Raw genomic sequence first — 23,666 nt, 5'->3', positions numbered from 1 at the left:
GTCGCTCTCAGATCGCCAGTGCGACGAGGAAGCGCGAGACCATGTTGTAGGCCGCGACCGTCGCGACCGCCTCGACTGTCTGCTCCTCGCCAAACAGGTGCTTGAGCGTCTCGATAACTTCTGCGCCCACAGCCACATGCCGCGTAGACTGATCGGTGAGCGTGAGGAGCGCCGCTTCTGCAGGGTCGAAGATCGGTGCGATGCCGTCCTCCAGTAGCGCCGCGCATTTCGCCTCCGTGCCCCCGGCTGCCAAATACGCCGGACGATGGACGTTCCACTCGAACTCCGCGCCGTTCAGCACGGCGACGCGGCACATGATCAGCTCGCGCAGAGCAAGGTCAAGCGTGAACTCGGCGCGTACGCGGCCAAGCAGCCCGTTCCACCCGGTAGCGAGCGGCACACTGCGCAGCAGCACGCGATCAATTCCGATCATCTCGCCTCCGGGCCGCCGTGCCTGGATGCCGGCGACCAGTTCTGCAGGCGCCGGATCGCCGTCCTGCCATGGCTTTACGCGAGCGCCGCTCATCGATCACGCTCCGCATCCGGGGACTGCTCGAAGGGCACGACGTCATCGTGCAGCAGAGGTGCTGCCTTGTACCAGACCTGCGCGCCTTCTGGCCCGACCGCCGCCATGAGCGGGGTGCCAGCAGGCATTCGCAACCAGCTCCAAGGCTTTAGCCGGTCAGTACCATCGTCGAACCCACCACCAAGCACCAGCAGCTCAAGGCCTCGCTCATTCGCGACCTCAACCGTCGCGCCTGCCTGCCACTGCTCCAGCATGACGCGCTCCCCTGCCCCGTTGAACAGGATACGAGCCTCATCGACACCGGGACGGGCCGGGGCCACCTCCCCCTCCACCGAACGACGAACTACCTGGACGTCGTCGTGCGCCGCGAACTGCCACAGCTTGACGAGGATCACGCAGCCGTCGGCGCTCGCCGGCGCATGCGCGCTGCCGGGCGGATTACGGACATAGGTGCCAACGGGGAAGTCGCCGGTCTCGTCCTGGAATGTGCCGGCCAGCACCAGGAACTCTTCTCCGCCTGCATGAGCGTGTCGCGCAAAAGCACTGCCGGGAGCGTAGCGGACGATGGACGTCGCGCGCGCCTTCTCTTCACCAATACGGAACAACATGCGTCGGTCCACGCCAGGTGCCGGGCTCGGCGCCCAATCCAGGCGGTCAGCGTGCACCAGGGTCCGCACGCTCAGATCATCATTCAATCGCATGGGTTACAACTCCGCACGGCCGCCATCGACCACGATCTCTGCGCCGAGCATGTAGCTTGAGGCGTCGCTGGCCAGGAACAGAACGGCCGACGCGATCTCTTCCGGACGGCCCATGCGGCCTAAAGGCACTTGTGCCCCAACGCGCTCGGCATAGGCACGGAACTCCTCCTCGCTCTGATTCTTGCCGCGGTGAATCCGCGTCTCAATCGAGCCCGGGCTGACGGCGTTGACGCGGATCCGACGATCAACAAGCTCGGCGGCGAGGGTCCGCGCGAATGAGCGCACCGCCGCCTTTGACGCTGACAGCACCGCGCGCCCCGGCGTTCCCACCTGGTTGAGCCAAGACGTGTTGAGGATGATGGTGCTGCCGTCGCGCAAGATCGGCAGCAGGGCCTGCACCGTGAAAAAGACCCCCTTCACGTTCACGTCCATGATCCGGTCGTAGGTGGCTTCGTCAGTCGTGGTGATCGGGGTGCCCAGCGCGACGCCAGCATTGGCGAAGAGGATGTCCAAGCCACCAAAGGCTGTCTCCACCTCTTCGCGAACCTGCTGCAGGTGGGCCAGCGAGGCCACATCTGCGCAAATTGTCAGCAGATCCTCGCCCAGCACCCCCCGTGCGGCCTCGAGACGTGCGACGTCTCGACCGACGATCGCGACGCGCGCGCCGTGATCTCGCAACGTCTTGGCGCTCGCCAGGCCGATGCCGCTGGAGCCGCCGGTAATCAGCGCCGTCTTTCCACTCAGGTTGGTCATTGTCAGTCTCGCACATGTCGCTGGAAGAGTTCGGGATGGTCGGAGGCGGTGCACGGCTTGGCCATCACGTCGCCGTCGTAGAGCATTCGGTAATGCTGCTGGCCGCCTCCCATGAATGGGCCGAAGCCGTTCTGCAGGAACGTCGAGGTGAGATTGCCCGCCACCAGGATCAGGAAGACCGCGGACACGACGGCACTGCCTGCGCGCCACACGCTGCGGTCACTTGTGGTTCGCTGCCACCGAGCCGCCGCGATAAACGCTAAACTCAGGAGCGCATAGAAGATGGCGCAGGTCAGAGCCACATACGCCCACGCGTACATATGGAAGCCGAGGAATGCGCTACCCGTCGGACGAGTGCCTGCTGGCGCGTGGACGAACATCTGCAGCAGGGCCGTCAAACTGCCCGCCAGCGCGCCAAAGGCACTCAGCACATAGTTCCAGGCGTTGGTGCCGTGGCGCAGGTTGAGGAACAGGCCAGCTCCGAAGATCAGGAAACCCAAGCGCTGAAGGTTGCAAAAAGCGCAGGGTAGCTCCCCGAGCACCAGCTGGTATCCGAACGCCACGCATAGGCAGGCGCTGACGCCGGCGAGTGCCAGTATATCTAGCTGCCGTGACCAGGCCATCACCAGGACCCCAGCCTTGCGAGCTGCTCGGCGTGATGCGAGCCGTGGAAGCACGTCCAGGCGACCAGCAGGACGCCGGCCACTCCCCAAACGACGCGACCCTTGCGCTCGTCGACGAGGGACAGAAGAGCCCCGACGGCCGCTACAAGGAACGGGATAAACCCGATGAACATGGTGAACTCCTTTCGGTTGTGCGGGTCAGGCAGCCGCAGCCACCGGCGCAGAGCGACCGAGGCGGATTGCCAGGACCACCAGCGCCAGAAACAAAGGGACAAGGGAGACGGTGAGCACCGCCTTCCAGCCGTACAGCGTCAGCAATTCGCCCGACGAGAAGGAGCCTACGGCCATGGTGCCGAAGACGATGAAGTCGTTGAGAGATTGAACCCGCGCCTTCTCCTCAGGGGCATGGCATTCCAAGATCATGGCCGAGGCCCCGACAAAGCCGAAGTTCCAGCCGACCCCCAGCAGCACCAGCATCAGCCAGAAGTCGGCGACGGCGATCCCGCGCAGGCCGGCGAGTGCAGCCAGACCGATGAGCAAGAGCCCGGTGAATACCACGCGAGGCGCGCCGAAGCAGGTGATGAGACGACCGGTCAGGAAGCTGGGCCCATACATAGCGATCAGGTGCCACTGGATTCCCAGATTCGAGTTCTCTTGGGAATGACCGCACATGCGCATCGCAAGCGGGGCGGCCGTCATGAGGAAATTCATGAGTGCGTAGGAAACCGCGCCGCACAGCACCGCCACGATGAACTGCGGCTGGCGAGCAATGAGGGGTAAGGGGCGGCCGCCAGTGGTTTCCTGAGCGGTGGGCTTAGGTAAGCGCACGCCCAAGAGAACGACTGCGGAGGCGGCTGCTACTGTAGCCTGAGCGAGAAAGGTCGCTGCAAAGAGATGCTCCGGCCAAAGCCGCATCGTTGCGGTGACCAATTGGGGCCCGAGGATGCCGGCGGCTACCCCACCGCCCATGACGATCGACAGCGCGAGCGGGCGCTGCTTCGGCGCTACGCAATCGGCCGCCGCAAAGCGAAAGGACAGAACCACGGCCGCATAAGCCCCGCCGAAGAGGGTACCGAGGCAGAAGAGCCAGAAGGATCCGATCACGACCGCGAGCGCGCAGAGCAATCCGACGAGCACGCCGCACGCGGTACCCGTTAGGAAAGCAGCAGGGCGTCCGAAGCGCCGAGCGATCATGCCGACCGGCGGGATACATGCTGCCATCCCCACCACGAAGATGGAGACCGGCAGGGTAGCCAAGGCAGGATCGGGGGCGAGGCCGTGGCCGATGACGGCTGCTGTTGCGTAGACCACTGCCGAATTCGCACCTGCAAGGGCTTGGGCGATCGTCAGCCGCGCCACATTCCCGTTGAACGTCCGGGTGCTCATGCGGCGAGCCCCTCGCGCCAGCTTGCGTCCCGCGGTGACGGTCGCCGGTGGAGCCTGCGGTCAAGCAGCGCACGCGCCTTGGCCGTATCGCCGACCCGCATATAGGCGAGCAGCAGCGTGTCCTCGATGACCTCGCGCTGCGCTCCTGAGCCGCCGATCCGAACCACTTCCGGAGCTACGGGCTCTAAAAGCGCTATGGCGCGCACGTAGTCCGCCTCGGCAAACGCCGACAAGGCGCGTCCGACCGTCGGCACTACGAGGCCTGCGCCGAGCGATCCGTCCGCTACCAGCTTGTCGACAGCTGCAATGCGCGCGTGAAGTCCCGAGGGGTCTCCTGCCATGGCTTCAACCATCATCATGTGGGTGTCGACGAAGGCGTGCCCCGCCTTGGGGAATTTCTCGCCGGCATAGCGGCTGATCGTGTCCCAAGCGCCCGCTGGAACTGGATGCCCGTAAAGGCCGATCCTCCAGAGGAGCGACGCCGCGTCGCTGACGACGTTGATCGGCATGCCCTGGGACACCGACGGTTGCACGTGCGCATCGTAGGTTTGGAGCGCCGCCTCGACATCGCCGCGCTCCAGCGCAACCAGTGCCGAGTGCCAGGCGATGTGCCCGTGTAAGATGCCGCTCCGGTCATACTCGGGAAGCCAGCCGGCGATGAAAGCTTCGGCATCGTCCCCGGCCCCGCCCTCGTACATGGCGTGAGACAGCGCGTGCGCGCCGTTGGCATTCTCGCGCCGGCGCTCGACCGCACGCTCCAGCATGGTCCGACCGCGCGCGACCTCGCCGTTCTCGGCAAGTGCCCAACCGTGGTAGGTCAAAAACCACCAGTCGTCGGCATCGAATTGGCCGGCGTGCCGCTCGACCAAATCGACCCGCGCCTGGTTGTGCTTCGCCATTCCCGAGAAGGCGTACAGACCGAAAGCACCGAGCGGCAGCGAAAGGATGAGCGTGTCTCTCGCCCAGCGATCGAGATGATCGAGCGCGCGCGCCAACGCTTCCTTGGACAAGCCGGTCACAGCGTGAGCGAGTACATCCACATGGCTGAGCTCGCGTTCCGTACCTCGGACCGCCACCAGCGCCCGCGCGCGCTCGATTGCTTGGGTGGCGGCGGACGGCTGCGCCGAGATGGCCAGCAGCCGAGCGCGTGCGGCATGGGCAAGAGCAAATTCTGGATCCGCCTCGATCGCCGCCTCCAAGCGCTCGCTCGCACCTTGCCAGGCTGACAGCATCAGCCGTACGCCATCCCGATACGCAGATGCTGCTTCGTCGGAATCGGTAGAGAGCGTCAGGCCATAATCGTCGGTGTAGGTCACGGTACCTCGCGGAGAAGCGATGCGGGAGGTTCTGTTCCTGCCGCAGCTCACCGTTAGCCCATCTGCAAAGCGCATTCTTTCGAGAAGAAGACGAATGATGTAGAATAGCTGCCAATGACGCAGCGAAAGAACGAGTGGGCCGATGTGCATGCCCCCGACCATGCACGGCCGCCTGCGCCGCTCACCGTCCGTGCACAGACCATTCCCGGCTACAGCCGTTTCCCCGCGCACCATCACGCTTGGGCGCAGATGGTGTATGCAACCGCAGGCACGCTATCGGTCGTGCTGGACACGCAATCCTTCCTCATCTCGCCAGAGCAAGCTGCCTGGTTGCCGCCGGGTGTTCGGCACCAGGTCGGCTCCGTCCTCGGCGCTGAATATCGGAGCTTGTGGATCGCGCGCGACGTGGTCTGCGAGACTATGGCCTCCCCGCTCGTCTTCCAGGTGTCGCCTCTTCTGCGCGCGTTGGTGATGGAGGCTGCGGATCTGGATCAAGCCGGGGAAGTGAGCGACTATTCCGATCGGGTTACTCGTCTGATCCTCGATCAACTCGCACGTGTGACACCGCTTCCGCGCTCGCTGCCATGGCCTACCAGTGCGCCCCTCCTGAAACTGTGTGAGACACTCCACGACGACCCAGGCGACTCACGTTCGCTGGTCGCCTGGAGTAAGGAGCTTCACATGTCGCCGCGAACGCTATCCCGCCGTTTCGAGGCCGAGACGGGTGTGAGCTTCCGCTCCTGGCAGCGCCGTGTTCGCCTGTTCCGTGCCGTGGAGATGCTCGACGGAACCGGAGACGTGACCGAGGTAGCCTTCTCGCTTGGCTACGCGTCTCCGTCGGCGTTTATCTATGCGTTTCGGCAGGAATTCGGCATCAGTCCGAAGGGTTATGAGCGGGCGCGCCAAAGCCGGTAGTAAGCGAAGCAGGCGGCGCCCCGACAGCCATGATCACGTTGTTTTTGAGGCTTGACTCCGTACCACGGTACGGAAGTTATACGGCTGCCTGGCTAATCAACAGGAGCACAGCCATGGTCAGAGCGGAAGGCGCCGACGACACGACAAAGCGCGCGGACCTGCATCGAATGGTGTTCAGCGCGCATACCTGCCCATACGGACTGAAAGCGAAGCATCTACTTCGGCGCGCTGGGTACGAGGTCACAGACCACCCCCTCACGTCCCGCGAGGAGACCGACGCGTTCAAAGCGGCCCAATTGGTAACGACCACGCCGCAGATTTTCATCGGTGGCGAACGCGTCGGCGGGTATGACGACCTGCGCCGCTTCCTCGGCAAGAAGGTGCATGACCCAAAGGCGGTGAGCTACCGGTCCGTCATTGCGCTGTTCTCTATCACCGCGCTCATGGCCATGGCGGCCGCTTACGTGGCTACGGCGCATCTCCTAACCGCCTTGGCTGCAGAGTGGTTCATCGCCTTCTCGATGGTCGTCCTGGCCATGTTGAAGCTGCAGAACGTCGAGAGCTTCGCGACCATGTTCTTGAATTACGACCTGCTCGCCAAGCGTTGGGTTCCCTATGGATACATCTACCCCTTCGCTGAAGCCTTCGCCGGGCTCCTGATGGTCGCTGGCGTATTGACCTGGGTATCTGTGCCGATCGCACTGTTCATCGGAACCATAGGCGCTGTCTCGGTCATCAAGGCTGTGTATATCGATCGCCGCGAGCTGAAGTGCGCGTGCGTCGGCGGCTCGACCAATGTACCGTTGGGCTTTGTATCTCTGCTCGAGAACATCATGATGATCGTGATGGCCGTGTGGATGGTGCTCGGAGCCAGTTCATCCGAGGAGATGCAAATGAAGGGCAGCCTGGCCCCGTCTCAAGCGGCGAGCTCTGCACGATGACCGATCATCCGCACCGCGAGACCCTTGCCGCGACCTTCGGGGTTGCCACGGACACCGCCTTTGGTGCCGTCGTGCCGCCGCTGCACTCGAGCACGACATTCACCTTCGCCGGGTTCGATCAGCCGCGCACATTCGACTATGGCCGGTCAGGAAATCCGACACGAGCGATGCTCGCAGATGCACTCGCCGGTTTTGAAGGCGGAGCCGGCGCCGTTGTCACCGGAAGCGGCATGGCTGCCATCGATCTCGTTCTCTCTGAACTCGGGCCCGACGATCTCCTGATTGCGCCGCATAACTGCTACGGCGGTACCTACCGCCTGATGCGCGCGCGGGCTGATAAGGGCCAGTTTCGCCTAGCTGTTGTCGACCAGACGGACATCGACGCTGTCCGTCAGGCGCTAGCTGCTCAGCCCGCGCTGGTGTTTGTAGAGACACCCAGCAATCCGCTGATGCGGGTCGTGGACGTTCGGGCAATGTGCGCGGCGGCTCACTCTGCCGGGGCCCGGGTGGCGGTCGACAACACTTTCCTCTCCCCGGCACTGCAACGGCCGATCAGCTTGGGTGCGGATTACGTCGTCCATTCGACCACAAAGTTCCTGAACGGCCACTCGGACGTTGTCGGTGGCGCGGTGATCGCTGCCGACCACGACGCGTGTAGGCGGCTAGCGGATTGGGCCAACACTGCCGGCCTTACCGGCAGCCCCTATGACGCGTGGTTGACCCTACGAGGGCTGCGGACGATTTTCGCCCGCTTGGAGCGCCAGCAGCGTACCGCCGCCGCCGTGGCGGCGTACTTGCAAGACCAACCACAGGTGCGTCGTGTTCACTATCCCGGTTTGGCGGATCACCCGGATCGCGCGATCGTAGCCGCACAGCAGGATGGACCTGGGGCGATGCTGAGCTTTGAGCTGGACGGCGGTCGTGACCAGGTACGTCGTTTCCTTGAAGGCATTCAGACGTTCATTCTCGCGGAGTCCCTGGGCGGCGTTGAAAGCCTAGTTGCTCACCCTACAACGATGACTCACCGGGATCTCGGAGAAGAAGGTCGTAAACGTGCCGGTATCAAGGACAACCTTATTCGCCTTTCGGTGGGCCTGGAGCATGTCGACGATCTAATCTCAGGCTTAGACGCTGGCTTTTCACGTGTTTTAGCAGGTGAATGACCCAATACTAATGTCTTCAGCACTCCGCGGTATGGCAGAAGGTCGCTTCGGGCCGCATCTGGCTGCTTGAAGAACTGCGCGCATCGAGGTCATCGAGTGAAGCTTTGCTGAGCCTAACCGGCATCAGGATCAGGGGCTATAGTTGCGCAATCATTTGTTCTCGCGACGCTTAGTGCGAAGGCGCGTCCGTTCGGTGCGCGCGGCCCTTCTGCCAGGGCCAGCGGCCGTCGATTTCGACCTCTAACGAGAAACTTAGGAACGTTCGGATGAGCACGATTCCGGCCAGCACCGCAAGGCTGGCCAGCGTCGGCTCAATCGCTACGGTGTTGATGATGTCGGCGGCAACGAGGAACTCGAGGCCGAGCAGGATCGATCGGCCGAGGCCGGAGCGAAAGCTGGCTACCAGCGTGTCACGCGGACCGGCATGGGTCAGCAAACGGAACAGGAACAGCCCAAGCGCGCCGAACGCGCCCACAGCGATGATCGCCGTGCCGGTGACCTCCACCGCGCGCGTCAGCAGATGGATCCAGTTCGTCAGTTCGCCTGTCATCCCTGCCCTCACATCCACAACATCACGGTCGCCGTTCCACGTCTTGGCGGTCCCCCTCACCGGCGGAAGCTCGGGCATGGTCGCGGATGCGCCGTTCGAGCGGAGGACCGATCAGCAGCACTAACAGCGCTAGGGCCAGCCCACCAAGTATCAGCGGCCAGATCGCCAGCGCAGCGGCCGCCCCCAAAGCCGCCGACACCCAGATGCTCGCGGCGGTGGCCAGTCCATGGACCTCGCTGCCCTTAGCGCCGTGGATCAAGGCGCCCGCGCCGATAAAGCCGACGCCAGAAAGCACGCCTTGGATCACGCGTCCGGCTGCGTCTGCATTCACCTGAGGCAGGCCGCTATGAACGATGGCGAGCACCGCGAGGCAACTGGCCAGGGCTACGAGACTGAGCGTCCTGAAACCCATGATTGCTCGGTTCTGCCGCGACCGCTCAAACCCGAGCATTGCTCCCGCGGCTGTGGCAACCGACATCCGTATACCAAGGTCCAGCCATTCAGAGGGCATCAACGCGGTCCCAAGAACCCAAATTCGGGACGGCAATTTGAGGCTGCGTCAGCATCTCCTGCAAACGTCCAAGCCGAACAGATGCTCCCGCTCGAGCGTAGCCGTCAGCCGCAGGTGGGAATGGTCGATCAAGGCAGCAGGCAAACTGCCTTGGGGACTCATTCCCTCAGTCAGAGAACACGTGGCGACACAGCAACTTGGCGCGAGTGTGGTCCGTCTGCTGCCGCTACTCTGCCCGGCGCGCTTCAGCCCTGCTAGCGCCGACGGTAGGGTTTGATGATTTTGGCCAACGCACCAGTTGATACTCGGCCCCAATCCTCCGAGGTGCGCTGGCGCGCCGAGCAAGCGTTTTCTCTACGAACTGCCGGGCGGCGTCGGGTGACTCGAAGGAGACCCGGAGGCGCGCTCCGACCGCCCCGATGCGTCCCCAAGCTAGGTCGACCACCCATCGCCCGAAGAGATCCTTGCTGACGGTGATCTCGTACGATCGCGCCACGTTCCTGGCGGTACAGCGAGCCTCAAGCTCGCATCGCCATTCAATCAGCTTCGTCGGCAGGTCCAGCATGCTTGGATCCTGCTTTGTTCCCGGGTCTGAGGCCAACGAGGAGTTTGAATCAGCAGTCCATTTACGATTCACGGATCCGATCAGTGGCGAGAGGAATCGCCTTGTTGAGACAGACTAGCGCCGGGGTGGCGAGCCAACGCCGGTGGGCCTAGGCTTCAGCCATGACCACACACCCGAACCAGTTGCTCGATGGCCCTAGGCTTGCTCCTCTCACCGGCGGCCGGGCAACCGGCTTAATCGTACTGCTCCACGGATATGGGTCGAATGGCGATGATCTGATCTCGCTCGCCAGGATGATCCAGCCGGCGCTGCCCACGATCGCGTTTGTTGCTCCAAACGCTCCGTCGTTGATACCGCGGATGGCGGATGCCCATCAGTGGTGGGCCATCGGGTCTTCCTCAGCGGCCGAGCGCGCGAGGGGTGTCGCTGGTGCGGCTCCTGCTTTGGATAGATTTCTCTCAAGCGAGCTTGAGGCAAACGGTCTAGCGGACGACAGGCTGCTGATCGTTGGCTTCAGCCAAGGCGCGATGATGGCGCTGCACGTGGGGCTTCGGCGCCACAAACAGATTGCCGGGATCATCGGAATCTCCGGGATGCTCGTTGACCCCGGGAGCCTAGAAGCCGAGATCACCAACAAACCTCCTGTGCTCCTGATCCATGGGACGGCCGACGAGGTGGTGCCATTCCGGTCTCTCGACCTGGCCTCGGACGCACTACGTGATGCAGGGGTGCCCGTCACAGCGCATGTTTCACCCGGTCTCGGACACTCAGTGGATCAGGACGGACTTGGCGCGGCTGCAGCGTTCGTTGCTCGCCTTCTCACCTGACCGGCAACACGGACGCAGACGAGACCCATCGGGTCAAAATTCGCCAGGCGGCTCTTAGTCGTGAAAGCGCGAAAGCGGGCGTCGGCCTGCAGCGGATGCCTCGTGCTATTGGGTATCACGTCCCTCCGCCACCTGAGCGCAATTGCTAGGTCGTAGACTCATAAATCTGGAACGTCCGAAACCGCCCAGTTACAGACGTTCAGATCTTAGAAACGCGATCCCAAAAGCTGCCGGTTGTGGAGCGGGGTCAGTCCCGATTTCTCATGCCTGAGGCGCTATTTCGGGAAAGAGCAATCGGGAACATTTTTTGGGAAAGCGAACGGACTGAACGGCTTCCGAATTGAACGCCGTGGGCACTGATCCCAAAAACGGTTCCTTTGCGAGAAGACGGTGAGCGCAATACCCGTGACATTGCGCTAGGCCCCGGGGAGCATCCATTCCGATAGTCATGCGTATGCCAGAACATCCGACTACCGACATCATCCGCGATTACATGGCGCAGGATCGAAGCGGCTGCTTGACGGTGTTTGACGGGAACGTTCCGAGATATTTCGATCGGGCAGAACGGGATGATTTTACCGGCTTTCTCGATACCAAGGCCGTCGCCTGGTCATATCAGGTCATTGAGCGGCACGGTCAGATTGTAGCCTGTGGCGGACTTGCCGTTGACCCAAAGGGTTCCAGTGCGGGGCTCTGCTGGGGTATGGTTGCAAAAGGCTTGCACGGGATCGGCTTAGGTAGCCTGCTCACCGCTGCACGCTTGAAGTCCGCTCGAGCCACTCTTGGCGTTGAGCAGGTGCGGCTCGACACAAGCCAGCATACGCAAGGCTTCTACCAGCGTTTCGGGTTCGTGGTGGAAGGGATCGTACCGGACGGATACGGTCCCGGCCTGGATCGCTGGAATATGCTGCTACGGCTTTGAGCGGCTTTCCACGTTTGGCGATTTGGGAACCACTGGCGGAGAGTCCCAGCATTCGATCGATTCCGAGAACAATCGCGGCACTTCGTTTGCCGTTCCATGGCTGGGGTTGTCCCGGCTATACACCGCTCAAATGCGGCAAAAGTAGCCGAAGGAGGTCTGGATGCCGCAGATACGATGGACGATAATGGGTGCGGCAGCGATAATGGCTGTGACCACGGCAGTTCCGATCACTGCGGCGCAGGTTCGAGGCATGCCGCCTTGGGCTGTTCCGACCGACAACCCCGTCGAGCAGCGCTCGATCGTGATCGAGAATCGCGGCGCGGAGCTTGCCGGTACTTTGTACGTTCCGCACGGCATCAAGCCGCGGGCCGCCGTGATCGCCCTTCATGGTGCACAGGCGCCGCTGCGCAGCAGCCCGCTCTACCAGCATCTCACCGAGATCATGCCGCGCCTCGGCACTGCCGTCCTGCTCTACGATCGGCGCGGTTCGGGTACCTCGACCAGCGGTGGAGCGAACGCGGGCGACTTTGACCTGCTCGCGGAAGATGCCGTGGCCGCGTTCGCGCGGCTGCGAAAGGAGCGCGACATCGACCCGGCTCGGATCGGCTTTTGGGGCCTGTCGCAAGGTGGCTGGCTTACCATTCTGGCGGCCTCCAAAGAGCAGCGCGCCGCCTTCGCGGTCGCCGTTTCCGGTCCGATGGCGGCGGCAGACGTGCAGATGAATTACGCGGTCGCCAACATCCTGCGCATTCAGGGAAAGCCGCAAGCGACGATCGACCGAGCCGTCGCAGCACGCACGGCGGTTGACGACTATGTGCGCGGTCGCGGGTCACGGGCTGATGCCGAGCGCGCCGAAGCCGGCATCCGCGGCGAATCCTGGTATGCCGACACATGGATCAAGGGAAACATCGATGATCCAGAATGGCGACAGCAGATCAGCAACGATCCGCTGCGCGCATTGGCCGGGTCGCGCGTGCCGACACTGATCGTCTTCGGGCAGGCGGACCCCTGGGTGCCGGTCGCGACCTCGCTCGCGGCGCTGCGAGCACGTGCGGCCGAATTTCCACATGCGACCGTTCGCATCATCGATGGCGCGGACCACGCCATGATGCTGAACGTGCCGCCTGCGCGGCAGGTCGACGCTCGTTTAGCCGCCAATGCAGCTCCGGATGCTCCGGCCTATTTCGCGCTGCTGGGTTCGTGGTTGGCATCTACGCTGAACCGCTGACCGGATTACCTGGAAGTCGAGCGTTTCCCGTTTCTCCATCGTTTTCGGGACGGCATCTATCGCGCGTGCCCGCCCAAAAGCGGTCACGTCCGCGTTCCACCACTTTCCGCCATTCCGGCCCCGACAGCACCAAATGACCGGAAGCGCCCAATATCGGACGTTGGTCTGGCGCTACAAATAGATCGCAATGAAGGCACTTCTGACCCTGTCGGCCGCCTCGGTCTCTCTACTCGCGCGGCGGCCCTCTCCACTGAATGCAGATCCGTTTCCCAAGAGTGACGGCAAGCCTCGGGTGGATGGTCGCCGGGTGTTGAGCGGCATCGTCGACTTTCGGCAAACAGATCGCTTCAGAACCACGTTGCGAAGGCTGACGATCAGATTATCCGGAATCCGCAAAGGGTTATAGAGGCTTGTCGGGTGAGGTCGTCCCGCGGATCGGCTGTGTATAGCCTAACGTGGCAGCAGCAAAAAGGGCGGCGATCATCGCCTTTTCTTGCACCTCCTCGTCAGCTTCCGGTTAATTTCGGATATGCGGTGGAAGCGACGGCTGTTTGCGCGGCGAACGGTTGAACGGCAGCGCTTGTTTTGGAGCGTCAAAGCGAGCTTACCCTCCAGTGGCGGGTACACCGCGCCAAATCAGCGTTGACCACGAAGACAACCTCACCCACACTCGCTACTGCGAATCAGAATCAATCGCGAGATCGAGGGCTATGATGCTCAGGATTGCTGCAATTGCATACTTCGGCATCGTGGCCGGAGCTGCGCAAGCTCAAACAGGTAGGTATAGCGGCTCAACCAATTCAGCGCCTTATGGGCTGTTTGAGCTGACCGCGATATCGAGGGCTAATTGCTTAATAGGTGCAAATGAAAGCATCACTTGGGACGCTTCCAGCAGCAGTTGGGAGATGTTCACTGAGTCCAACCAGTGGCATCCCATCGAAGGCTGGAGAACGTTCGAGTCCTCCAACGAGGGATATAGCTGGAGATCGTATGCGGGCTGCCTGAATTGCGGTGGCTCAGGCTGGATAGTTCGTGGAACACATTACGTAACGGCGAGCAGGGACGCCAACTACGACGAGCTTAGAAACGATTGGCTAAAGCAGCATTGCACTTCTGGTGAATACATTTCTTCCGGCGACGTTCATCAAGATGTTTGCTGGCGCACTGAGACCACCAATTGCAGTTTGTGATGGGGTAAGGCATATGATATTCCGTTCGATAGTGTGTTTTGCGGTGTTCGCGGCGCCCTATTTGGCGAACGCGCAGGCACGCATTGTCTCGAAACTACCATCGAAGGCCCAGGAAAGGTCCATCGCCGGATTTAAGCTCCCTGCGTCAAGGGGTGAGACCTTCCAACTTGCTCGATCGCTGGGCTCCCTCCCCTCCAAAAAAGAGTTGATGGAGACATTCACCAACACGTTCTTCCTCACGAACAACGGGACGCCGATCGCTTCAGTGCCGTTCAACGCCGACCTTTCTCCACTTGGGTGTAAGCTGGCAGCGAGCGCTCCAGCAGGAATGCCCCTTGTTGTCGGCGGTCTGAATGGCACGGCAACAATCCTTGAGTGCCCGAGCAGCGTTGTCGTCTTATACTACTTCAATTATCGCCTCAAAACCACCGAAACTGTGACATTCGTTGATCCTGAATACGCCTCAGACCCGGAAAGATATAGGCTTCGCGTGAAGGCTGGGAGGGTTTTGTATGAAAATGGATTCGTTAACTATATTCGTTGGCTCAACCCAAACGCAGAAGCAAAGGCGGAGATTTACGAGTATGGAGCGGACAAGACGGTCCATGAAAAGGTTTATTCGATAATTAGCGACTTCGCTAAAGTGGAAGTTGACAGGTAGTTAAGGCGTTGGTCCGGCGCCTTTGTTTCTGTCGATCTCGAGGAATGCACTGATGCTTATTGTTCCGTATCACTTCGTGCTCCGACGGTACTGTGAGCGGCGCCTGATGTGCTGCGGGGCCGGCTCTCATCTTGGCGGGTGAGGCGCTGGCGGCAGGGGGCAGCACATCACTGGCGGCTTCCTGTTCTTGTTCTTTCGGCACCGTGGTGCGGGAAAGCACAAGCCCGGCACCGAAACCGCAGGCCGCTTGCCACAAACTGCAGATCTCGTCGGCTCAGGCCATGATGGGGGCGTGTAAGGACGGCACCCCAATCGGAGCGACCACGGCTTCAGCCTCCTCGGCGCCGTTCTCTGCTACCTCTCCTCGTGGTTGCTAAGCAGCACGCTTGGCCGACGTGGCAGTAGATCGGCCTGCTTCTCGCAGCATCCATACTCGTCGGGCTTGTTCTCGGGCTTGTTCTCGGGTGGTTCAGGGCGATGTTGCGAGCAGCCCCCCGGAACGGCAGCTAACCACCAATCTCGGACGTCCAGGCGGGTTACCGACAGCGGTCGTTTATGAGTTCACGACCTAGCTCTGCGCTGCCTGCTTCTCCGCCCTTCTCGCCTTTGGCCGTTCCCGACCAGGTCCAGTCGTTCAGGTCAACCGTCGCGAACGTCTGCTCACGACAGAAGCTGCCGATGAAGGGCGTCGGACCACCCACACCGCGGGCGCGCGCACTTCAGATAAAACCTTGCTCCTCATAGCCGCTTCCTCTCAGGAGTTAACGCCTCCGGCAAACCCAGCAGAATTCATCCCGACCTTTGAAATAGTCGACCTACGGAGCGCGTGCCGACCGCTAAAACCTCAGGCAGACAAATGTTAAGGGCTTGACGATAGGGCTGAGCGACGACCGACGAGGTTTTGATGTTTGCGATAGCCTTTTGCATTTCCGAGAAACATGACCTGCGGCTCGTTGGGCTGGCTGGAGCAATGTGCCTGCTGACTGCGGTCACGGCAGTGCTAATGCTGCGTCAGTGCGCCAGCGCGCCGCGCCGCGGGGCGATTTGGAGGGTTGCGGGCGCACTGGCGACAGCCTTCGGCATCTGGGCCACGCATTTCATCGCGATGCTCGGCTATGATCCGGGCTTTCAGTTTGGCTTCGACTTTGAGCTTTCCGCGGTGTCGCTATTGTTGGTCGCCGGCGCGATACTGACCGCGTTTCAACTGGCGACGCGCCCGAGCACGGTTGTGACCCTCCTCGCGGCTGGCATGGTCGCGATAATGGGCATCGGCCTTATGCACTATGTCGGCATGGCAGCTATCGACATGCCCGCTCGGATACGATGGCATCTCAACTATGTCTTGCTGTCGATCCTTTGCGGCGCGGTGCTGTTCGTGCCCGGGCTGGTCCTCGCCGTGCGACGCACAACCGCCTGGGCCGGCGCGGCAGCCGCGCTGCTGATGACGCTGGCGGTGGTCAGCCTGCATTTCACTGGCATGACCGCGATCGAACTCATCCCGTGGCAGCGCGACGGGGCAGGCGTGAACCTGTCGCCGCGGTCCATGTCGATCCTGCTCGCGGTCATCACCGTGCTGCTGCTCGCGGTCTGTCTCGGCAGCGCATGGATCGCACGGCGGACCCGCGCCGCGATCGCCGCCAGCGAGCGCCAGTTCAGCATCCTCGCCAAGGGCATCTCGGACTGCGCGTTGTACATGCTCGATGCGCAGGGCCGGGTGGCCAACTGGAACACGGGCGCGGCACGCCTGAAGGGCTATGCCGAGGCGGAGGTCGTGGGAAGCCATTTGTCGCGCTTCTACCCGCCCGAGGAACGCGCCAGCGGTGCAGCCGATGCTGCGCTTGCGACGGCGGCCGCGCAGGGCAAGTTCACCGGCCAGGGCTGGCGGCTGCGCAAGGACGGCTCCCGCTTCTGGGCGCATGTGACGATCGAGCGGATGGCCGGCGAGGACGGGCGGCTGCTCGGCTTCGCCAAGATCACTCGCGACATGACCCAGGCGAAGCTGGACGAGGACCGCATCGCCGAGGCACAGCGCCACCGCGACGCGGCGCTGGAGAACATGCACCAAGGACTGTGCCTGTTCGACGCCGAAGAACGGCTGATCCTGCGCAACGATCGCTTCCTGAAGCTCTGGCGCCTGCCGTCCGACGCGTGCCCGCCGGGCACCACCCTTGTCGAGGTGAGCCGCCAAGCGCTGGAGGCGCGGGTCGGGGCGGCGGTATCCGCCGCCCGGCTCGAGGAAGCGCGGCGCCGGATCCTCACCGCGCTTGAGGAGGGCAGCGATCCTCGGATCGTCGCCGAATATGACGCCGACTTCGTCCTCTCGATCGACAGCCGCCGGCTGCCCGGGGGCGGCTGGGTTACCACCTTCGAGGATATCAGCGAGCGGCGCCGATCCGAGGCGCGGATCGCCCATATGGCGCTCCACGACGCGCTGACCGGTCTGCCCAACCGCGTACAGTTCCATAGCTGGCTCGATGCGGAGATGGCGCGGGCGGCGGCTGGGAGCACGCGGCTGGCGGTGATCGCCATCGACCTCGACCGCTTCAAGGAAATCAACGACTCGCTCGGTCATGCCGAGGGCGACCGGGTGCTGCGCGACATCGGCGCGGCGCTCCAGGCGGTGCTGCAGGACCAGGAAATCGCCGCGCGCATGGGTGGCGACGAGTTCATCGTCGCCAAGCGCTTCGAGAACCCGGCGGAGCTGGAGGCATTCGTCGCCCGCGTCGAGGCCTGCCTGCTCGGCGGCTTCGCGGCGCATGGTTCGCTGGCGGTGGGCGCCAGCATGGGCGTGGCGGTGTTCCCCAGCGACGCCGGCGACCGCGAGACTCTGCTCAACAATGCCGATCTCGCCATGTACCGCGCCAAGGGCGATTTCGCCGAGCGGATCTGCTATTACGAGCCGGGCATGGACGAGCAGGCGAGGCACCGCCGGGTGATCGCAAACGACCTGCGCTATGCCGCCGCGCGTGGCGAATTGCGGCTGCTCTACCAGCCGCAGCGCGCGCTCCAGTCGGACGAACTGGTCGGCTATGAAGCGCTGCTGCGCTGGGGGCATCCAAAGCTGGGCGGCATCCCGCCGATGGACTTCATTCCCATTGCCGAGGAGACCGGCGAGATCATCCGGCTCGGCGAATGGGTGCTCCGCACCGCCTGCACGGAGGCGGCGGCCTGGCCGAGCGGGCACAAGGTAGCGGTCAACCTCTCACCGGTGCAGCTGCTCAAGCCGGACTTGCCGGAGGTGATTACCGCGATCCTGGTGGAAACCGGCCTCGCGCCGACCCGGCTCGAACTGGAGATCACCGAGACCGCGCTGATTGCCGACAAGACCCGCGCGCTGCACAGCCTGCGCCGGATCAAGGCATTGGGCGTGCGGGTGGCTATGGACGATTTCGGCACCGGCTATTCGTCGCTGGACACGCTCCATTCCTTTCCGTTCGACAAGATCAAGATCGACAAGTCGTTCCTCGCCGACTCCGAGCGCAGCGAGCAGGCGCGGGCGATCATCCGTGCGATCCTTGCGCTCGGCCGCAGCCTCTCGATCCCGGTGCTGGCGGAAGGCTTGGAGACCGACGCCCAGCGGGAATTGCTGCTCCGTGAGGGCTGTGCCGAAGCGCAGGGCTATTTGTTCGGCCGGCCGGCGCTGCTTGAGGCGGACGCGCTGGCTCAGGCGCTGGGCTGAGCCCGCACGGCTACCAATCGGCCAAGTCGATCGCTGGGTAAGAGCGTCAACCGGCACTTGTCGCTTTGGAACGCGCTCGACCGGTCGATGAACGGCTGCTTCCGACCAGCTTAAGCCATTCCCATCAGCGGGTGGGGACGACCGCTTTAGCCGAAAGCGGCCATTCGCAACGCTGATCGCTTGATCGGCGGTAACGCCCAGAAATCGTGACCCCGCACTGGTGGCCGCTCCAGAGTCGATGGTTCGGAGGTGCAAAACGGTGCCTGGACACGGACATTAGCCGCGGGGCTCGACTGGAGTAGTTGTCCCGATTTCGGACGGAACGTGGCGATGCTTCAACGTGGCGATCTTAACGTCCCATCTGTGCTTGTAGCGCAGGGCTGACGGACGCATGCTGGTGCTAAGATCTCGAAAACAGGGGAGAGTTTTCATGCGCCGCACGTCGATCTTGATGGTAGCCAGCTGTTTCATTGCAGCTGCATCCGGGGCCGCAGCGGCTCCCGTGACGTATAGCGGATCCGGTACGCTGTCGCAGGTCTCAGGCAAGCTCCCGCTGACCGGCTCGGTTCCGCTCGGCAGCGCCTTCAGCTTCTCGTTCACCTTCGATCCCGCGAAGGCAGCGCTGTTCGAAGCCTCACAGGGCTATGCGATCTATGATTTATCCCTCTCAAGCGCGGCAGTTACGCTTGGGAGCTATGCGTACCCGCTGTCGTCCGATGCTTTGTACACCCCATTCATTGAACTCTATCGCGGCTTCTCGTTCTTTCCTGGGTCGAACATGAGTGAAGAGTCACTCGTCTTTACCTTTTTTCTGGCCGGGAAGGCGACCGTTGGCGACGCGGCTGAGCCTTTCGGTGGGAATGCAGGCAAAAACCAAATGGTCTCCATCGGTGGTGTTCTCCGACAGGCCGACGACGGCATGCCACTCACGCTCGACAGCATCTTGGGACAAGGTCCGACCTACTACTCCAATTTTGGATACGGGACGCGCGACCCGATCACCAAGCAGACCGGCTTTCTCAGTGGCGCATATGTTGGAGGCTTCTCGAGTGGCGTCCCCGAACCCGATCACTGGGCTTTGATCATCGCTGGCGTCGGCATTAGCGGTGCAGTTCTCCGCCGGCGTAGGAATGTCCGCCGATCGCAGGAGCGCATCACCGTTTGTTGAGGCAGTCGTCGCCGCGCTGATTCGCGCAGCGGGGCGGCTTGCGCCCAATTGTGGCCTTTCAGGGCAGATCCGGAGCTTGCCGAGAGCCGCCATTGCCAAGAGAGTGACTCATGGCCTGCACCATAGCCACGACGAACACCGCGCCTTCGAACGCAGCGGTGACCATTCGGCTGCTGGCGCCGAACCCGCGCTCGCCGAGCAGTCGTCCAAGTCCATCGAAGCGGAACTGTGATGACGGGAAAGCGCTGACGAGCGTCTGGAGGCTGCCAGCCATCATCCGTCCGTCCAGCAGGATAACGATGAGACCCGCGGCAGCGCCCAGCAGAGCAGCCATGCCGGCGGAATATCTGATCCGCTGCTGCGTCAGGACAAGCGCCAGACCCGTTGCGGCGCCCACGACAAAACCTTCCAGCGCACCGGAAAACTCGCCGATCGCCTGACCGAACAGCAGGCGGATCGTATCTCTCCCGATCATGTTGGCCACCGCGCCGAGTGTGACCCCGCCCAACGCAGCGCCAGCCACCCGCCAGTGCCAGCCGTGCGGGCGGACGTTGTATGACAAAGCAATCCCGACGGCGATGCCGGCCCCCGCCGCTCCGGCTGAAAGGGCCGACACGAGGGCGATCACCAGGAACAGCGACACCGTTCCGCCAGCGCCAGAGTGAGTAGCCCCCGCAAACCCGTACAGCAAACCTACCAGGGCGCCTGCCAGCAGCGCACCGGCAATGCCGGCTGAAGTCCGGCCAACGATGCTGTCGCGGACCAGCATGGCCGTCGGTTCTGGCTGCCGGGCAGGTGCTGGCAGATCGAGCGGCGCAATGAAGCGATAGCCGTGCTTCGGCACGGTCTCGATAAACTGTGGAGCAGCGGCGCTATCACCTAATGCCTTGCGCAATGTGCGGATAGCCTGCGTGAGGGCTTCGTCGGTAACCGGCACGCCGCGCCAGACCTCATGCATGAAACTGTCCTTGGTGACGAGGGCACCTTCCGCTTTCACGAGCAGGATCAGCGCATCCATGTAGCGCGCAGGCAGATCGATCGCTTCGGTCCCGCGCAGCAGCCTGCGATCACCACATTCCAGACGGAACGGCCCGAACAGTCGCGCGTCGGTGCTCATTTCAGAGATTACTCACATCCTTCTCATGCCGCTCATCACGGGATCGCTCATCGTTGGCGCTGCTGCAATGTGGAGGCAAGATCATGAACAAGGCAATCGAGCAACGTCGGAAGGCACGACTGGCACCAGCGCGGATCGTGGGCTGGGGCACGATTGTGCTGCTGATCATCCTGCCGGCCGTGGCGATGCAGTTCACCAGCAAGGTCAACTGGACGATGGCGGACTTCGCATTCGCCATCGTGATGCTGGGCGGCGTCGGCTTGGCTTTCGAGATGGCCGTTCGCGCAAATGGCAGCTGGGCTTACCGCGGTGGTGCAGCGATCGCCCTGGCTGCGGGCCTGCTCCTGCTCTGGGTCAATGCTGCGGTGGGGATCGTGGGGAATGAAAGTGACGACATAAACCTGTGGTTTGACCTGGTTCCGCTTCTTGCCCTGGCTTGCGCGGCGGGTGCGCGGTTCCGACCCGGCGGCATGGCAGTCGCGATGCTTGCGACCGCCGTTGCACAGATAGCAGTGGCGACAGTCCTGCAGCGGCAGGGGCACTTTACGTGGGTATTTTCAACCATCTGGAGCGGCGCCTGGCTGTTTTCGGCTTCGCTGTTCCGCAGGTCTGCGCTGCATGGCTGATGGTCACCGCTCTGTCGAGCAGCCAAGCTCGACTAGGCTCTCTCCGGTATATCGCTTGCGTCGCATTGCTGCCCGTCCGCACTCCACCAGAATGCGAGATTCGCCACCGACGGCTGTCGACCAAGTTACGCCGTTCCCATCACCGGCTGGGAACGACAGCTTGAGCCGAAAGCGGCCATTAGCGGCTCCAATCTCCTGATCGGCGCCAGTGCCGGGAATCGATTTGCCGCACTAGCGGCTCCCGCCCCAGAAGCGGTCATTCGTCTGATGCTTCTGAGTTTGCGCGCCGCCCCGGTCGTGGGGCGGCGGCACGTCTCAGAACTTGTCGATCAATGCTGCGGGGCCGCGTCGATGCGGAAATTGTCGCGTGCCCACTCCGCGAATGTGGCGGGCGCCTTGCCAGCTACCTCGTTCGCAAGCGCGATCTGCTGATCGGAGGCGGTCGGACCGAGATAGGTATAGTCCTCGTAATAGGCCAAGGTCTCAGCAAGTGCGTCGGCTCCTGGGAAGAACGTGGCGTACACCTCGCCAGGGACCCGGGTGAAGGAGAGCTCGTGACCCTGCTGGCGCAGAACATTGAGAATGTCGTTGAAACGCAGGAAGTCTCCGACGAGCGGCAGATAGGCACCGTTACCAACCTTGTCGGGATGTTCGAAAGCGCCTGCAACGATGTCGCCGAGTTCAGCTATGTCGCCCAGGTGGAAGCACCGGACCGCGGGATCGATCGGCAGCGTCCAGCCCAGCGTTCCGTCCTGCTGAGGCTGCGGCCCGAACTGACCCGAAAAGTTTTGATAATAAGCCGGTGGAACGACGAAGCTGTGGTGGGGAAACCCGGCCCTTTTCACAACTGCATCGATCTTCGCTTTGCCGCTAAACTGCGGAAGTTTGTACTTGCCGCCGCTGATTGCCTCGACATTGGGAAGCGTTGACCAGATGAAATGATCAACGCCAGCGGCTTTGGCAGCGTCGATCGCTGCGGTCGCCTGCTGCAACTCGTCCGTGCCTTCCTGCCAATAGTTGGTTACAAGGAAGACGCCGTGCGCGCCCTTCAGCGCCTCGACGAGTGTATCGGGGCGATCCAGGTCCGCTTGGACTACCTGATCGGCGGGGCCATCGTACTTGCTCGCATCGCGCGTCACAGCGCGGACCGCGAAAGCACCGCGTGCTTTCAAGGCGCGGACCACGCCGCCGCCCTGCTGCCCCGTTGCGCCGAAGACGGCGATCAGTTTCTTCTCATCAGATGACATAAGCTTGTTCTCTCGACTGCGGCATGAAGCGCCCGCGTGGCTTGGCCGCCACTCACTGCCAGGGCCGCCCATATTTGCGTTTGATCGTTAAGTGGAACAATGCATCGAGAGTTGACATCAGCTGCCAGGATTTGATTCAAATGGAGGATCCCGTTGAGACCGCCGAGCTGGTGGCGTTCACCAAGACGGTCGAAGCGAAGTCCATGTCGCGTGCCGCGGCAGAACTGCGGGTGCCGCGCGCGACCCTAAGCCGGCGCTTGGCGCGTTTGGAGGAGCGCTTGGGTAGTCGCCTCCTTCGTCGCAGCACGCGCAGCCTGACCCTCACCGAGGTAGGAGAGCGATTTTACCGCCAAGCGTCCATCGCGCTTGAGGCCGTCCGTCTTGCCGAACAAAGTGTTCGGGCATCTGACGAGGTTATGCGCGGCGAGCTCAGGGTGTCGGTGCCGCCGATCATGAGCCCCAGCTTCAATGCAATGATCTGCGATTTTGCCGAGCGCTACCCTGAACTCCGTATCCACGTTCATACCTCGAACCAGGCTGTGGACTTGCTTCACGGCGCGTACGACGTGGCCCTGCGCGCGAGCAGCCAAATCCAGCCTGGCTTGATCGCGCGAACACTTTTCCGCGATCCGGTGATCGCCGTCGCCTCCCCTACTTACTTGGGGGCGCATGGGATTCCGCGTACACCCCGGGACCTCAGCGACCACCGCTGCCTTCCAGGCTTTATGCGGGGCGAATTGCCTGAGACGCATTGGCCCTTGATCTCTGGAGGCAAGTTTCTTGTCGAAGGCACCTTTTACGCCAATGAGATCGCGCTCCTGCGGGATGCAGCACTCAGAGGACTGGGTATCGCATGCCTGCCGCTGAGCTTCGTGGCGCCGCATCTGGAGAATGGCGAGCTTCAGCATGTTCTCGAAGGTGTGATTGGCTCCGAAATGCAGGTCGCGTTGGTGTACGCCGATCGCGCATTTCTTCCACCCGCGGTGCGCGCGTTCATCGAGGCGGTAGCTGAATGGGTAGCATCAGAGCTCCGAGTTTGAGCGGCCTGTCC

General features: G+C 62.6%; 23 protein-coding genes. 11 read left to right on the top strand and 12 right to left on the bottom strand.

Annotation, left to right across the window (positions count from 1 at the left end; all coding sequences use genetic code 11):
• Positions 1 to 7: 7 nt before the first annotated feature.
• The 7 genes from V7E00_RS18140 to V7E00_RS18110 are packed head-to-tail and all read right to left on the bottom strand — an operon-like array spanning position 8 to position 5,305.
• Positions 8 to 526, bottom strand: coding sequence for a carboxymuconolactone decarboxylase family protein (locus tag V7E00_RS18140; RefSeq protein ID WP_333574054.1), 519 nt, complete (start codon positions 524 to 526; stop codon positions 8 to 10).
• Entirely contained in the window at positions 523 to 1,227 is a 705-nt protein-coding gene (locus tag V7E00_RS18135; RefSeq protein ID WP_333574053.1) for a cupin domain-containing protein, read from the bottom strand. Before V7E00_RS18135 ends, V7E00_RS18140 begins: the two co-directional genes overlap by 4 nt.
• A gap of 3 nt (positions 1,228 to 1,230) precedes the next feature.
• Entirely contained in the window at positions 1,231 to 1,980 is a 750-nt protein-coding gene (locus V7E00_RS18130; protein WP_333574052.1) for an SDR family oxidoreductase, read from the bottom strand.
• A 2-nt stretch (positions 1,981 to 1,982) separates the two neighbouring features.
• The gene (locus tag V7E00_RS18125; protein ID WP_333574051.1) at positions 1,983 to 2,603 is read right to left on the bottom strand and encodes a disulfide bond formation protein B; all 621 of its coding nucleotides are present in this window, start codon (positions 2,601 to 2,603) and stop codon (positions 1,983 to 1,985) included.
• A complete protein-coding gene (locus V7E00_RS18120) occupies positions 2,603 to 2,776 on the bottom strand; it encodes a hypothetical protein (protein ID WP_333574050.1) in 174 nt (57 codons plus the stop codon). The genes V7E00_RS18125 and V7E00_RS18120 overlap by 1 nt, the downstream gene beginning before the upstream one ends.
• Positions 2,777 to 2,801: 25 nt before the next feature.
• Positions 2,802 to 3,989 (bottom strand): MFS transporter, encoded by a 1,188-nt coding sequence (locus V7E00_RS18115; protein WP_333574049.1) that lies wholly within the window; start codon positions 3,987 to 3,989, stop codon positions 2,802 to 2,804.
• A complete protein-coding gene (locus V7E00_RS18110) occupies positions 3,986 to 5,305 on the bottom strand; it encodes a tetratricopeptide repeat protein (protein WP_333574048.1) in 1,320 nt (439 codons plus the stop codon). The genes V7E00_RS18115 and V7E00_RS18110 overlap by 4 nt, the downstream gene beginning before the upstream one ends.
• Positions 5,306 to 5,419: 114 nt before the next feature.
• Between V7E00_RS18110 and V7E00_RS18105 the strand changes: the two genes are divergently transcribed.
• The 3 genes from V7E00_RS18105 to metB all read left to right on the top strand — a co-directional run bounded on the left by V7E00_RS18105 (position 5,420) and on the right by metB (position 8,324).
• Positions 5,420 to 6,220, top strand: a complete 801-nt coding sequence (locus tag V7E00_RS18105) for an AraC family transcriptional regulator (RefSeq protein WP_333574047.1) — start codon at positions 5,420 to 5,422, stop codon at positions 6,218 to 6,220.
• Between the two features lie 113 nt (positions 6,221 to 6,333).
• Positions 6,334 to 7,161, top strand: a complete 828-nt coding sequence (locus V7E00_RS18100; RefSeq protein WP_333574046.1) for a glutaredoxin — start codon at positions 6,334 to 6,336, stop codon at positions 7,159 to 7,161.
• Positions 7,158 to 8,324 (top strand): cystathionine gamma-synthase, encoded by a 1,167-nt coding sequence (metB, locus tag V7E00_RS18095; RefSeq protein WP_333574045.1) that lies wholly within the window; start codon positions 7,158 to 7,160, stop codon positions 8,322 to 8,324. The genes V7E00_RS18100 and metB overlap by 4 nt, the downstream gene beginning before the upstream one ends.
• Positions 8,325 to 8,493: 169 nt before the next feature.
• On the opposite strand, the gene V7E00_RS18090 is transcribed toward metB, so the two are convergent.
• From V7E00_RS18090 to V7E00_RS18080, 3 genes are all read right to left on the bottom strand, one after another.
• A complete protein-coding gene (locus V7E00_RS18090) occupies positions 8,494 to 8,874 on the bottom strand; it encodes a DUF1622 domain-containing protein (RefSeq protein WP_333574044.1) in 381 nt (126 codons plus the stop codon).
• Between the two features lie 22 nt (positions 8,875 to 8,896).
• Positions 8,897 to 9,352, bottom strand: a complete 456-nt coding sequence (locus V7E00_RS18085; RefSeq protein ID WP_333574163.1) for an MgtC/SapB family protein — start codon at positions 9,350 to 9,352, stop codon at positions 8,897 to 8,899.
• A gap of 259 nt (positions 9,353 to 9,611) precedes the next feature.
• Positions 9,612 to 9,950 carry a WGR domain-containing protein gene (locus V7E00_RS18080; RefSeq protein ID WP_333574043.1) on the bottom strand — a complete coding sequence of 113 codons (339 nt, stop codon included), beginning with the start codon at positions 9,948 to 9,950 and terminating at the stop codon, positions 9,612 to 9,614.
• 161 nt (positions 9,951 to 10,111) lie between these two features.
• Here V7E00_RS18080 and V7E00_RS18075 point away from each other — a divergent pair, with 161 nt between their 5' ends.
• The 6 genes from V7E00_RS18075 to V7E00_RS18050 all read left to right on the top strand — a co-directional run bounded on the left by V7E00_RS18075 (position 10,112) and on the right by V7E00_RS18050 (position 19,625).
• Entirely contained in the window at positions 10,112 to 10,777 is a 666-nt protein-coding gene (locus tag V7E00_RS18075) for an alpha/beta hydrolase (RefSeq protein ID WP_333574042.1), read from the top strand.
• A 448-nt stretch (positions 10,778 to 11,225) separates the two neighbouring features.
• Positions 11,226 to 11,699, top strand: coding sequence for a GNAT family N-acetyltransferase (locus tag V7E00_RS18070; protein ID WP_333574041.1), 474 nt, complete (start codon positions 11,226 to 11,228; stop codon positions 11,697 to 11,699).
• A 184-nt stretch (positions 11,700 to 11,883) separates the two neighbouring features.
• Positions 11,884 to 12,927, top strand: coding sequence for an alpha/beta hydrolase family protein (locus tag V7E00_RS18065; RefSeq protein ID WP_333574040.1), 1,044 nt, complete (start codon positions 11,884 to 11,886; stop codon positions 12,925 to 12,927).
• A gap of 1,116 nt (positions 12,928 to 14,043) precedes the next feature.
• Entirely contained in the window at positions 14,044 to 14,778 is a 735-nt protein-coding gene (locus tag V7E00_RS18060) for a hypothetical protein (protein ID WP_333574039.1), read from the top strand.
• A gap of 970 nt (positions 14,779 to 15,748) precedes the next feature.
• The gene (locus V7E00_RS18055; protein ID WP_333574038.1) at positions 15,749 to 18,457 is read left to right on the top strand and encodes a bifunctional diguanylate cyclase/phosphodiesterase; all 2,709 of its coding nucleotides are present in this window, start codon (positions 15,749 to 15,751) and stop codon (positions 18,455 to 18,457) included.
• Between the two features lie 430 nt (positions 18,458 to 18,887).
• Positions 18,888 to 19,625 carry a PEP-CTERM sorting domain-containing protein gene (locus V7E00_RS18050; RefSeq protein ID WP_333574037.1) on the top strand — a complete coding sequence of 246 codons (738 nt, stop codon included), beginning with the start codon at positions 18,888 to 18,890 and terminating at the stop codon, positions 19,623 to 19,625.
• Positions 19,626 to 19,683: 58 nt separating this feature from the next.
• Here V7E00_RS18050 and V7E00_RS18045 read toward each other — a convergent pair whose 3' ends face one another.
• Positions 19,684 to 20,742, bottom strand: a complete 1,059-nt coding sequence (locus V7E00_RS18045) for a winged helix-turn-helix domain-containing protein (RefSeq protein WP_333574036.1) — start codon at positions 20,740 to 20,742, stop codon at positions 19,684 to 19,686.
• An 83-nt stretch (positions 20,743 to 20,825) separates the two neighbouring features.
• On the opposite strand from V7E00_RS18045, the gene V7E00_RS18040 reads away from it, so the two are divergent.
• Complete coding sequence (locus tag V7E00_RS18040) at positions 20,826 to 21,368, top strand: hypothetical protein (protein ID WP_333574035.1); 543 nt, start codon at positions 20,826 to 20,828, stop codon at positions 21,366 to 21,368.
• Positions 21,369 to 21,697: 329 nt separating this feature from the next.
• On the opposite strand, the gene V7E00_RS18035 is transcribed toward V7E00_RS18040, so the two are convergent.
• Positions 21,698 to 22,615 carry an NmrA/HSCARG family protein gene (locus V7E00_RS18035; RefSeq protein WP_333574034.1) on the bottom strand — a complete coding sequence of 306 codons (918 nt, stop codon included), beginning with the start codon at positions 22,613 to 22,615 and terminating at the stop codon, positions 21,698 to 21,700.
• Between the two features lie 23 nt (positions 22,616 to 22,638).
• Between V7E00_RS18035 and V7E00_RS18030 the strand changes: the two genes are divergently transcribed.
• Complete coding sequence (locus tag V7E00_RS18030; RefSeq protein WP_333574033.1) at positions 22,639 to 23,655, top strand: LysR family transcriptional regulator; 1,017 nt, start codon at positions 22,639 to 22,641, stop codon at positions 23,653 to 23,655.
• Positions 23,656 to 23,666 lie beyond the last annotated feature (11 nt).

The organism is Sphingomonas sp., assembly GCF_036731925.1.
Classification (GTDB): domain Bacteria; phylum Pseudomonadota; class Alphaproteobacteria; order Sphingomonadales; family Sphingomonadaceae; genus Sphingomonas.
The sequence above is the reverse complement of the archived record's forward strand: the minus strand, read 5'-3'. Positions and strand labels throughout refer to the sequence as shown.